Source organism: Bacteroides sp. 11BF (assembly GCF_019633765.1).
Classification (GTDB): Bacteria; Bacteroidota; Bacteroidia; order Bacteroidales; family Bacteroidaceae; genus Bacteroides; species Bacteroides hominis.
In genome coordinates, this window is sequence record NZ_JAFKPJ010000014.1 from 72412 (window position 1) to 84464 (window position 12053).

A 12053-nucleotide genomic window follows, 5' to 3' on the forward strand; every position below is an offset into this window, starting at 1 on the left:
ACAAACCAGCCCCTTTATTTAGTTAGATTAAGTGTATTTCGTTTAATTTCAAAGCTCTATATTTGCTTTATACAAATAGAGCAACTATGGAGAATCGCATCTATATATTCATCTTTTGGGGGATCCTTTTCTTTTTGCCGGGTGAAGGTTTTGCGATGATGACGATGACGGATGCCATAAGGAAAGAAGGGTTCGATTTTCAAAAAATAGACTGGTCTGTTTTGTACGAGAAGATTGCTGCAGATTCACAGGTGCCCGATCAGAGAGATGTACTGATGTTGTTGGATTACCATCGTGATGATCCTGTAAAATGTGAGTCTTTATTGCGTCGGCTTAACGGAGGAAAAGCTTACCATTACATTGCGAACCGGATATTACCGGAACTGTCGGTACCGCAAAGAAAACGGCTTCCGGCAATGACGGTAAAAGAAGTAAAGCCGGTATATGGAGTGGAAACTGCTAAACCGCTTCCCGGTAAACTTGCCGGAGGAGAGCCTGTCATGGTAAATAGGGAAAAATCAGTAATGGAATCGGAGAAGGTGCGGCGGCAAACGGTATTGGCCGTCAAGAACAATCTGCTTTATGACTTGGCGTTGGCACCCAATATAGAAGTGGAAATACCATTAGGTAAGCGTTGGTCTTTGAATACTGAATACAAATGTCCCTGGTGGCTGAACAGCAGAGAAGAGTTCTGCTATCAGCTGCTTTCGGGAGGGGTGGAAGGACGTTGCTGGTTAGGAAATCGCCGGAAACACGGCAGGCTGACAGGACATTTTCTGGGATGTTATGCAGAAGGAGGTATTTACGACTTCCAGTTTAAGGGAGATGGTTATCAGGGAAAGTATTATGCAGCTTCGGGGTTTACGTATGGATATGCGAAACAGGTAGCCCGCCATCTTTCGTTTGAGTTTAGTGTGGGAGTGGGATACTTGACAACAGAATACCGTAAGTATACTCCTTACGAAGGCTCGTTAGTCTGGACAAATAGCGGACGTTACAATTTTATCGGGCCTACCAAAGCCAAGGTATCATTGGTCTGGCTTATAACGGCAAGGAGATAGAGATGGATGAAAGATATAGGACAGTTGCTTTTCGTGCTTTTCTGCCCGTTGTTGCTGATGACTGGATGCAGCCGGCGGGAACTGCTGGATGATTATCCGGTTAGCGGAGTACGGATCGCGCTAAACTGGGAAGGAGTGACAGAGAAACTACCGGAGGGAATGCAGGTTATCTTTTATCCGAAAGATGGAAGAGGTAAAAAGAAGAGTGCATATTTGTCGGCAACCGGTGGAGAGGTACCGGTACCTCCCGGACATTACTCGGTTGTGGTTTACAATTACGATACAGAAACGGTCTTGATTCGTGGAGAAGAATCTTATGAAACCATTCAGGCTTACACCAATCTCTGTAAGTTTGGGGTTGCCGGAACAGAAAAGATGGTTTGGGGGCCGGATCCGCTTTATGTGATAAACATAGATGATCTGGATGTACGAAATAGTGAGGAGACATTGACGCTGGAGTTGAAACCAAGGCTGGTAGTCAGAACTTACTCTTTTAGCATCAAAGCACAGGGGTTGAGTAATGTTTCTACTGTGATAGGGAGTGTCGGTGGGATGGCAGACCATTATTTTTTAGGAAAAGGTTATGCCATGTGTGATGCCTGTCCGATTAATATTGATCTGAACGTGAAAGGCGGAAAGATAGAAGGGGTATTTACCACTTTTGGGCTACCCGAAGTTGTTATTAGCCGTGCCGAAATCGAACTTCCGGTGATGATGAACCTGATGATTATTAAGGTGGACAAGTCGGTGCAGGAAGTGAAGATTAATATAACGGAAGCCGTACAAGAACCTACCGGCGGTGGTGAAGGAGGAGAAGGAGATGAAACGAAACCGCCGACATTGGTTGAAGTTGAAATAGAAGACGAAATAAAAGTAGACGATGTGGAGGTACCTCCGGGTGGAGGTGGTGGCATTGGCGGTGATGTAGGAGACTGGGACGACGAAACGAATGTGGAGTTGCCCGTTGGATAAGAAAAAAGGAATACATACAGATAAAACATTAATAACTTAAAAAACATACTATTATGAAGAAGATTTTATTCGCAGCAGTTGCTGCAATGGCAATTACGGGTTGCTCACAGAATGAAGAGATTGAAAAGGCTGCACAGCCGGTGGAAATTGGATTTGGAACTATTGTAAAGACTACGACCAGGGCGGTAGTTACGAACAAAGCTAACTTAGGAGATTTTAAAGTGCACTCTTATATTACCGGGGCAACCTATGACGGAACTGCATTAGGCGATGCTTATATGAATGGTGTTCTCTATAAAACATCAGATAATCTAACCTGGACTAAAGATGCAGGTGACACTAAGACCTATTATTGGCCTTCAGCCTCGGATAAATCAGTTCAATTTTTTGCTTATCCTTCAACATTGGTGACAGATTTTTCTGCTCCTGCTACGGGATACCCTTCTTTTACATATACTATGGCAACTACAGTTGCCGATCAAAAAGATTTAGTGGTAGCGCATGAACAGAATAAGACAGCTACTTCCGAGGGAGTTAATAATGGTAGTTTGACCTTGGGATTTAAGCACATTCTATCCCGTATTAATTTTGCGTATGTTCCGAGTCGTGATGACCTTACATATACAGTAAGTGCTATAAAAATAGCCGGTATTACCGGTGGAAAGGCTAAATATAGTTTTAATGCCACCAATGGAGAATGGACCCCGGATCCGACTGATAAGGTTTCTCAAGATTATGTATATACAGTAACGCAGTCTCCGACACTTGTTACAGATAAGAATTACTATTTGTTAGGAAATGAATCTGCTTCTTTGATGCTTTTTCCTCAGGACGTGACAGGTAAAGTTATCACTGTAACTTATAAAAGTGAGGATGCTGATGGAATGACCGTGTTTAGTGGTGATAAAACAGTGACACTTCCAGCTAATTCAAAGTGGGAAGTTGGGCAAAATGTGCTTTATATTCTAACTTTGCCTGCTGGTGGTACGGAGATGACAGTCGTACCGGCCGTCAGCGATTGGGGTGATGCAGATGACGAAGAGAATGATGCTAAATAGTTATAAATGAATTGTATAAAAATAGCTCTGAGAAAAACCTCAGGGCTATTTTTAGGTTCATCCGAAGGATGCGTCTTGCCGACGTTTATCCTACGGTAGAGGATCCGTTACTTTGCATGCCGGCTTCATTTACGTACCGAGGTAAACGCTTTTACGCACCGAGGTAAATGCCTTTACATGCCGAGGTAAATGCTTTTACATGCCGGGGTAAATGCCTTTACATTGAAAAGAAAACTATGGTAAATATAATCTTTTGATTATCAACTCTATTGAGAAAGATATCCAGTTACGTATTTGTCGGATGAACCTATTTTTATGCCATTTTCTTCTTTCTTAATTGTTTTTTCAAAAAAATCTCCTACATTTGTCGGCAACATAAACAAAACACAACGCGCTATGTCCGACTCCTTCTGTGGAGATAAGATGAACTGTCAGATATGTCCCAAGGCTGTTGATAATGCCATTATGCATGCTTCTCATCCGAGAGGTTTTCATCGTCCTGCCCAGAAGTGTGAAGAGAACCTGATGATTTTCCTCTTAAAAGGGGAAATATTAGTCAATAGTCAGGAATATGCCGGAACGATGTTACGTGCCGGAGAGTTTATTCTTCAAGCCATCGGATCAAAGTTGGAAGTATTGGCTATGACAGATGTAGAGTGTGTGTGTTACAGTTTTAACCAGCCGGAGCTTTTTTGTGAACAACGCTATGACTACATTATGAATGAAATTCCGGCACCGTTGATTTACTCACCTCTCAAAATTATCCCGGAGTTGCAATATTTCCTTGAAGGATCAAAAAACTATTTGAGTGAAAATAAAATTTGTCGGGAGCTGTTATCACTCAAACGGAAAGAACTTGGCTTTATTCTGGGGTATTATTATTCAGACTATGACCTGTCTTCATTGGTTCATCCGCTCTCACAATATACCAATAGCTTTCAGTATTTTGTTCTGCAAAACTATATGAGGGTGAAAACCGTAGAGGAACTGGCCCACATGGGAGGATATAGCGTAACTACATTCCGTCGCATTTTTAATACCATCTTCCACGAACCGGTCTACGAATGGATGCTGAAACGCCGTAAGGAGGGGATTATGTATGATCTCAAGCATACCAATGCCACCATTTCGGAGATTTGTTACAAATATGGTTTTGAGTCTTTACCCCATTTCTCTAATTTTTGTAAGAAGTCGTTCGGTGCTTCGCCCCGGGCAATTCGGAATCCCAAGGATAAATAGCTGTTCTGCTCGCAGAAAGTAGGTATTCATCCTTTTCGGAATACCTATATATAGTGATTGCCCCTCTATGGATAGGGTTGTATCTTTGCGCCCTAATTAAACATAGTGATTGATGAACCACAAATTGTTGTACAGAATATTTCTGTTATGCTTCTTTTCTGCTTTGTCTATAAGCGTTTTACATGCCGGTGTTCAACAACAAAGTAAGGGTACGGTTACAGGTCGAATCGTCGATCGGGAGAAACAGCCCTATTATCCGGTTGCCGTTGCTATTGAAGGGGTTTATATCGGCGGATATACCAATGAAAAAGGAATCTATCATATTAATGATGTGCCGGCGGGTAATCAGACTATTGTCGTATCGGGCATAGGAGTAAAGACTAAGAAAGTTCCGGTACGTGTGATTGCCGGGACGGTAAACCGGATTCCGGACATAGAGATTGATACTCAGGCGGAAGAACTGGATGAAGTGCAAGTGATTGGGAAATCCGAGGCTCGTCGTCAGCAGGAACAGGCGTATGCCATATCGGTACTTGATATCAAAAAGGCCTATAATAGTGCTGCTCCCCTTAATAAATTGCTGAATAATGTATCGAGCGTCCGCATCCGTGAAGAAGGTGGGGTAGGATCCAACTATAATTTCAGCCTGAACGGGTTTTCGGGCAATCAGGTGAAATTCTTTCTGGATGGTATACCGATGGACAACTTCGGATCATCATTTAATCTGGCCAATATCTCCGCCAACATGGCAGAGCGTGTAGAGGTATATAAAGGTGTATTACCCGTGAACCTGGGTGCTGATGCCCTGGGAGGGGCAGTGAATATTGTCAGCCGCAAAGATGCTAATTACCTGGATGCCACTTATTCGTTTGGATCTTTCAATACTCATAAAGTCTCGGTAAATGGGGCTTATACCCATTTGAAGACCGGATTTACTGTCCGCGCCAATGCGTTCTATAACTATTCGGATAATGATTATAAGGTATTTGCACCCATCATAGACCTTGCTACCAATAAAAAGGTGGACGAACGATGGGTGAAACGCTTTCATGATGGCTATCAATCGGGCGGTATCCGCCTGGAAACGGGAATAACCGGTAAACCTTTTGCAGATTATCTGCTTGCGGGCATTATTGTGTCAAAGAACGATAAGGATGTGCAGACGGGTGCTACCATGGATGCTGTCTACGGCGGAGTGAAAATGAAAAGTGAGTCTGTTATCCCTTCTATCCGTTATAAGAAAGACGACTTATTTCTTGACGGGCTTTCGCTGTCACTTTATGGAACGTATAGTTCGGTAAATTCTTTTAATGTGGATACGATCACCCGCCGCTACAACTGGTTGGGAGAGTCGGTTCCATCTACTTCGGCCGGTGAAGGGTATTATACAGATTCTAAAATCAAGAACCGCGAATGGCTGGGGAACGGAAACATCAGTTATGTGATCGATACTCACCAATCATTGATATTGAATCATGTTGTTTCTGCAATGCGAAGAACAATGAATGATAAAGTACGTCCGGATGACGAAAACAACAATGTACCTCAACAGCTGACCAAGAACATTACCGGGCTGGGATGGCAGATTCGCTATGACCGCTGGAATGCCAATGTGTTTGGGAAGATGTATAAGTTATATAGCTCTACCTATAAGCGGCTGGATGAATATACCGAAAATGCCCGTTGGGAGAAGGTACGGGACCACAAGACCAACTTTGGTTATGGCGCAGCCGCTACTTATTATATCTTGCCTTCTTTGCAGGCGAAATTCTCTTATGAGCATGCTTATCGTTTGCCGGAAAGTATTGAGATGTTTGGAGACGGATTAATTCAGCAACGGAATCCGGATTTGAAGCCGGAAAGCAGCCGGAACCTGAATCTGGGATTGAGCTTCATTCGAACTTTCGGGGCACACCAGCTTTCGGCCGACGGAAATTTTATTTATCGTTATACGACGGATTTCATCCTGAAAGGAGTCAGCCTGACCAGTAACCCGACTACGGGTTACGAGAATCTGGGCAAGGTCTTGACCAAAGGCGTGGAGGCAGCCGTCAGATACAACTATAAAGATCTGTTCCATATGGGGGCCAATTTCACTTATCAGGATATTACAGACCAACAGCGGTATGAAAAGACTAAAGATAGCTTTGTGGGTGAAGGCATCACAGAGAACATTACCTACAAAGAGCGTTTGCCAAACATTCCGTATTTATTTGCCAATGCCGATGCAGGCTTCCGTTTCCATGATTTGTTTTGGCGAAACTCCGTACTGACGTTTGATTATAATCTGAATTACATTCATTCATATTATCTTTCGTTCCCGGGGCTGGGAGCGAAAAGCTCCAAGAAGGTGATCCCCGAACAGTTTTCGCACGACCTGGCACTGGGATATTCAATAGATAACGGGAAGTACAGTGTTGTCGTTGAATGTACCAATCTGACCAATCAGAAATTATATGATAACTACCGGTTACAGAAACCCGGCCGTGCTTTCAATGTGAAACTAAGATATTTCTTTAGCAAATAAAAAAAGTCTGATGAATACAATTTATCGAATTTATATGTATTTCTTTGCTGCCTGCACTTTATTGACTGTTACGGCGTGCGAAGAAGAGGGGTTGGGGAACGAGGAAACCCCTTTTGCTCCCTATGTGCTTAGCTTGGGTATCAATTCAAATGGAACTACCACTTACTACGTGGTTACTGCATCTGAGCTGATGTCCGGTACGATCAATGCGGTGGGTAAAGGGATTGAGCAGAACGGATACCGTGATTATGAGCAAGGAGAGCAAACCATATTTAGTATAGGTGGACTGGGATTGACCAGTGCAACAGGAATTGTGCGTGATGCAGCCGGCTACCTGGCAGAGCGTGGAGATTTTGTCTTTAATAGTTCGCTGAATGCCTTTACTCAAATGGACGGACAGGCTATGATCGGTCTGGAGCTTCCGGCCAATAAGGAGAGTGGAGACAAGATGACTTTATATACGGTGAATATCAGTGATGTTTCCATCACCTCCCAGGTCCGGACTCCGGTATTTCCACTGAACCAGCTCGAATGGCCGAGTATCACCGGTATGTGTTATAGCGAAGGCAATGTATATGTTACCTATTTCCCGATGAACCCTACAAATTTTGAAACCTTATATACGGATACTACTTTTGTTGCGGTATATTCTTATCCGGATATGAAGTTTAAAACGCTGATGAAAGATACTCGTACCGGCCCTGCCGGTTCGTGGAATGCGTTTAACGGCATTTTTAAGGTAGAGTCCGGTGACATGTATGTCATGTCTAATTCTGCCATAGCTAACGGATTCTCGCAGGGCACCAAGAATGCTGCTTTCCTTCGCATCCCTAAAGGTGAAACGCGTTTCGATGACTATTATTTTGACTTTGAAACGGTTTCCGGAGGTCTGAAGCCTGCCCATATCAAATATATCGGCAATGGTTTGGTATTTGCTGAGGTCAGTACCATCAGTCCGCAAACGTCGGCTGACCGTTGGGGAGATAAAAGCCTGAAGTGTTGCATCATCGATCTTAATAACAAAACGGTACGTGATATTAAAGAGATTCCGGTGCATAACGGAGATGGTGGGCGACGTTTTGCCGCTTTGGTGGATGGAGGCTATGTCTATCGTCCGGTAACTACCTCAGAAGGTACTTATATATATCAGGTAGATCCTCAGACAGCTACTGCGGTCAGAGGTGCCAAAGTATCAACTACGTTTGTTGGCGGGTTCTTCCGCTTGGATTGATAAGAGATGGGCAAAACTTTTCGGAAGGCTTGTGCAAAACTGCATCTGTGGCTTGGATTGCTTTCGGGAATAGTCGTTTTCATTGTTTGTATCACCGGTTGTCTGTATGCATTCAAAGACGAAATAACCGATGCCATACAGCCCTGGCGTTTTGTAGACCCGCAAGAGAAAGAGTTTTTGTTACCTTCCCGTATACTTGCCATTGCAGATTCTGTCATGGAAGGAGCGTCTGCCACAGCCATCACTTACGGAGAAGAATCAGATGCGGTATGGGTGGATTATTATCGTCCGGAGATGGGTATGAGCACGGTTTTTATCGATCCATATGATGGACGGGTATTGAAATCGGTAATAAAGAAGAGCGGTGATTTTGATTTCTTCCGGTTTGTACTTGGCGGGCATCGCACTTTGTGGCTTCCACGGGAGATCGGGAGTCCTATTGTTGGTTACAGTGTATTGATTTTCCTGATTACCCTGATAACGGGTATTGTGCTTTGGTGGCCCAGGCGCTGGACACGTAAGGCGCTTGTACAACGACTGACAATGAAACGTCCTTGTACATTTTCAAAGTTGAATTTTGATCTGCATAATATCGTAGGTTTCTATGCGTCCTTTCTGTTGTTCATTTTGTGTTTTACCGGATTGATCTTTAGTCTGAACTGGTTTAGTAAGGCCGTATATGGCATTACATCCGGTGGTGAAGAGTTGAAGCCTTATGTGCTTCCTTTATCTGATACGTTACAGGTGGGCAGTCGTGTAGAGGCGCCTTTGGACCTACTTTATACGCGGTTACGCAGTGAAGAACCTGCCGCCAAAACCTTTTATTTTGCTTTGCCCGGGCAAGCTGACGGAGTTTTCCGTGTCAGTGTTGTGCATAAGAGAGGTTCTTACTACCGTACGGATAATTTGTTTTTTGATCAATATACACTGGTTCCTTTGAAAGGATCGGGTCCTTATGCCGGTAAATATACCGAGGCTTCTGCTGCTGATAAATTCCGTCGTATGAATCTGGAAATTCATGACGGACGTATCTGGGGGCTTCCCGGTAAAATTCTAATGTTCTTTGCAAGCCTGATAGGTGCTTCACTTCCCCTGACCGGCTTCATTATCTGGTATCGTAGACATCGTAAGAAATAATACTTTTCATATAAAAAAAATTCCCCGCCGATGCCGGCGGGGAATTTTCCTACTTATTAATCAAATGCTAAGTTTTGCTTAGTCTTTCAGTTTTGCGATGATGAAATCGCGGTTCAAGCGGGCAATGTTGCTGATGGAGATGTTCTTCGGGCATTCTGCTTCACAAGCACGTGTGTTTGTACAGTTACCGAATCCCAGTTCATCCATTTTAGAAAGCATTGCTTTTGCACGGCGGGCAGCTTCTACTTTACCTTGTGGAAGCAGGTTCAGCTGGCTAACCTTGGCTGATACGAATAACATGGCAGAACCATTTTTACAAGCAGCTACACAAGCACCACAACCGATACATGCGGCAGCGTCCATGGCTTCATCAGCGATGTCCTTAGAGATAAGAATGGCATTGGCATCCTGAGGAGCACCTGTGTTTACGCTTACGTAACCACCGGCCTGCATGATCTTGTCATAGGCCGTACGGTCAACCATCAAGTCGCGGATTACCGGGAAACCGGCAGAACGCCACGGCTCAACAGTGATAGTATCTCCGTCTTTGAAACGACGCATATACATCTGGCAGGTAGTAGCACCAGTTGCAGGTCCGTGTGGGTGTCCGTTGATGTAAAGAGAACACATACCGCAGATGCCTTCGCGGCAGTCGTGGTCAAATACGATAGGTTCGCCACCATCATTGATAATCTGTTCGTTCAGAATATCCAGCATCTCGAGGAATGAAGTATCACCCGGGATATCTTTCATTTGGTATGTTTCAAAAGCACCTTTCGCTTTAGGGCTTTTCTGACGCCATACTTTCAGCGTGAATGATATATTTTTATCCATTTTTGTTTTCCTTTAATTGATTAACCGAATTATGACTTGTAGTTACGAGTCTGAACTTTCACGAATTGATAGTTCAAGTCTTCTTTGATCAATTCCGGTTCTGAATCTTCACCGGTGTATTTCCAGCATGCTACGTAAGAGAAATTCTTATCGTCGCGCAATGCTTCGCCTTCCGGAGTCTGATATTCTGTACGGAAGTGTCCACCGCAAGATTCTTCACGGTTCAGACCGTCACGAGCCATCAACATACCTACTTCAATGAAGTCGATCAGGCGGAGGGCTTTTTCAAGTTCTACGTTCAGTTCGTTTACTTCACCCGGGATGCGAACGTTGGTCCAGAAGTCTTTTTTCACTTCCTGAATACCTGTCAGAGCTTTCTGCAGAGATTCTTTAGTACGAGCCATACCTACGAAGTCCCACATAATGTGACCCAGTTTCTTGTGGATTGAGTCAACAGAATGTTTTCCGTTTACAGCTTTAATCTTCTGGATTTTATCTTTCACTTCTTTCTCTGCTGCCGCAAATTCGGGCAGGTCTGTAGAGAAACGTGGTACCTGAATCTGGTCGGCCAGATAGTTCTGGATAGTATAAGGCAATACGAAATATCCGTCAGCCAGACCTTGCATCAATGCAGATGCACCCAGGCGGTTGGCACCGTGGTCAGAGAAGTTAGCTTCGCCAATAGCGAACAGACCCGGGATAGAGGTCATCAATTCATAGTCAACCCAGATACCACCCATTGTATAGTGGATAGCAGGGAATATCATCATCGGAGTCTTGTACGGGTTCTCGTCAGTGATTTCTTCGTACATGTCGAAGAGGTTACCATAACGGGCGCGAACTACATCTTCACCCAGACGATCGATGGCATATTTGAAATCAAGGAATACGGCCAAACCGGTGTTGTTGACACCAAAACCTGCGTCACAACGTTCTTTGGCAGCACGTGAAGCTACGTCACGGGGAACAAGGTTACCAAATGCGGGGTAGCGGCGTTCCAGATAGAAGTCACGGTCTTCATCAGGAATTTCAGTCGGCTTTTTAGTTCCTGCCTGCAATGCTTTGGCATCTTCAATCTTCTTCGGAACCCAGATACGACCGTCGTTACGAAGTGACTCTGACATCAATGTCAGCTTAGACTGCTTGTCACCGTGTACCGGGATACAGGTCGGGTGAATCTGAGCAAAACAAGGATTAGCAAAGTAAGCACCTTTTTTGTAGCATTGGATGGCAACAGAACCGTTGGATCCCATCGCGTTTGTAGAAAGGAAGAAAGCGTTTCCGTAACCACCTGTGCCGATTACTACAGCATGAGCGGCGAAACGTTCGATTTCACCGGTTACGAGGTTACGGGCAATGATACCGCGTGCACGTCCTTCGATAACAACGAGGTCGAGCATTTCGTAACGAGTGTAAAGTTTAACAGTACCTTTTTGTACTTGACGGCTCAATGCTGAATAAGCGCCCAGCAATAGCTGCTGTCCGGTCTGGCCACGGGCGTAGAACGTACGGGATACCTGTGCACCACCGAATGAACGGTTATCGAGTGTGCCACCGTAATCGCGTGCAAAAGGTACACCTTGAGCTACACATTGGTCAATGATAGCGTTTGATACCTCGGCCAGACGGTAAACGTTGGCTTCACGTGCGCGGTAGTCACCACCTTTGATTGTATCATAGAAAAGACGGTAAACCGAGTCACCATCATTCTGGTAATTTTTAGCTGCATTGATACCACCCTGTGCTGCGATGGAGTGAGCACGACGGGGTGAATCCTGAATACAGAAATTGAATACTCTGAAACCCATTTCGCCCAGAGAAGCGGCGGCAGATGCCCCGGCAAGTCCGGTACCTACAACGATAATGTCAAGGCGACGTTTGTTGGCAGGGTTAACAAGTTTTTGATGAGCTTTATAGTTACTCCATTTTTCGGCGAGCTGGCCTTCAGGAATTTTTGAATCTATCTTAGTCATAATGCTATTTACAATTTAATC

At 44.4% G+C, this 12053-nt stretch carries 9 protein-coding genes; 7 read left to right on the forward strand and 2 right to left on the reverse strand.

Going from position 1 to position 12053, the window contains the following annotated elements; all coding sequences use genetic code 11:
* Positions 1–86 precede the first annotated feature (86 nt).
* The 7 genes from JZY04_RS15145 (at position 87) to JZY04_RS15175 (ending at position 9225) form a co-directional block, all read left to right on the forward strand.
* Positions 87–1061, forward strand: coding sequence for a DUF3575 domain-containing protein (locus tag JZY04_RS15145; RefSeq protein WP_122143209.1), 975 nt, complete (start codon positions 87–89; stop codon positions 1059–1061).
* Between the two features lie 6 nt (positions 1062–1067).
* Positions 1068–2033, forward strand: a complete 966-nt coding sequence (locus JZY04_RS15150) for a DUF5119 domain-containing protein (protein ID WP_122143208.1) — start codon at positions 1068–1070, stop codon at positions 2031–2033.
* Positions 2034–2086: 53 nt separating this feature from the next.
* Positions 2087–3091: a fimbrillin family protein gene (locus tag JZY04_RS15155; protein ID WP_122143207.1), complete on the forward strand. Its 1005-nt coding sequence runs from the start codon at positions 2087–2089 to the stop codon at positions 3089–3091.
* A gap of 396 nt (positions 3092–3487) precedes the next feature.
* Positions 3488–4330 carry a helix-turn-helix domain-containing protein gene (locus JZY04_RS15160; protein WP_005782910.1) on the forward strand — a complete coding sequence of 281 codons (843 nt, stop codon included), beginning with the start codon at positions 3488–3490 and terminating at the stop codon, positions 4328–4330.
* 112 nt (positions 4331–4442) lie between these two features.
* Positions 4443–6857, forward strand: coding sequence for a TonB-dependent receptor (locus tag JZY04_RS15165; protein WP_122143206.1), 2415 nt, complete (start codon positions 4443–4445; stop codon positions 6855–6857).
* A 10-nt stretch (positions 6858–6867) separates the two neighbouring features.
* A complete protein-coding gene (locus JZY04_RS15170; protein ID WP_032541938.1) occupies positions 6868–8088 on the forward strand; it encodes a DUF4374 domain-containing protein in 1221 nt (406 codons plus the stop codon).
* A 6-nt stretch (positions 8089–8094) separates the two neighbouring features.
* A complete protein-coding gene (locus tag JZY04_RS15175) occupies positions 8095–9225 on the forward strand; it encodes a PepSY domain-containing protein (protein WP_005782916.1) in 1131 nt (376 codons plus the stop codon).
* A gap of 78 nt (positions 9226–9303) precedes the next feature.
* Here the strand turns inward: JZY04_RS15175 and JZY04_RS15180 are convergent, their stop codons facing one another.
* Both JZY04_RS15180 and JZY04_RS15185 read right to left on the reverse strand, forming a co-directional pair.
* On the reverse strand, positions 9304–10059 hold the full coding sequence (locus tag JZY04_RS15180; protein WP_005782917.1) for a succinate dehydrogenase/fumarate reductase iron-sulfur subunit: 756 nt from the start codon (positions 10057–10059) through the stop codon (positions 9304–9306).
* Between the two features lie 29 nt (positions 10060–10088).
* The gene (locus tag JZY04_RS15185; protein ID WP_005782919.1) at positions 10089–12032 is read right to left on the reverse strand and encodes a fumarate reductase/succinate dehydrogenase flavoprotein subunit; all 1944 of its coding nucleotides are present in this window, start codon (positions 12030–12032) and stop codon (positions 10089–10091) included.
* Positions 12033–12053 lie beyond the last annotated feature (21 nt).

Bases quoted from the DNA above. Each gene is read 5' to 3' on its own strand.
- JZY04_RS15145 (WP_122143209.1), top strand. From the start codon at position 87: ATGGAGAATCGCATCTATATATTCATCTTTTGGGGGATCCTTTTCTTT.
- JZY04_RS15150 (WP_122143208.1), top strand. From the start codon at position 1,068: ATGAAAGATATAGGACAGTTGCTTTTCGTGCTTTTCTGCCCGTTGTTG.
- JZY04_RS15155 (WP_122143207.1), top strand. From the start codon at position 2,087: ATGAAGAAGATTTTATTCGCAGCAGTTGCTGCAATGGCAATTACGGGT.
- JZY04_RS15160 (WP_005782910.1), top strand. From the start codon at position 3,488: ATGTCCGACTCCTTCTGTGGAGATAAGATGAACTGTCAGATATGTCCC.
- JZY04_RS15165 (WP_122143206.1), top strand. From the start codon at position 4,443: ATGAACCACAAATTGTTGTACAGAATATTTCTGTTATGCTTCTTTTCT.
- JZY04_RS15170 (WP_032541938.1), top strand. From the start codon at position 6,868: ATGAATACAATTTATCGAATTTATATGTATTTCTTTGCTGCCTGCACT.
- JZY04_RS15175 (WP_005782916.1), top strand. From the start codon at position 8,095: ATGGGCAAAACTTTTCGGAAGGCTTGTGCAAAACTGCATCTGTGGCTT.
- JZY04_RS15180 (WP_005782917.1), bottom strand. From the start codon at position 10,059: ATGGATAAAAATATATCATTCACGCTGAAAGTATGGCGTCAGAAAAGC.
- JZY04_RS15185 (WP_005782919.1), bottom strand. From the start codon at position 12,032: ATGACTAAGATAGATTCAAAAATTCCTGAAGGCCAGCTCGCCGAAAAA.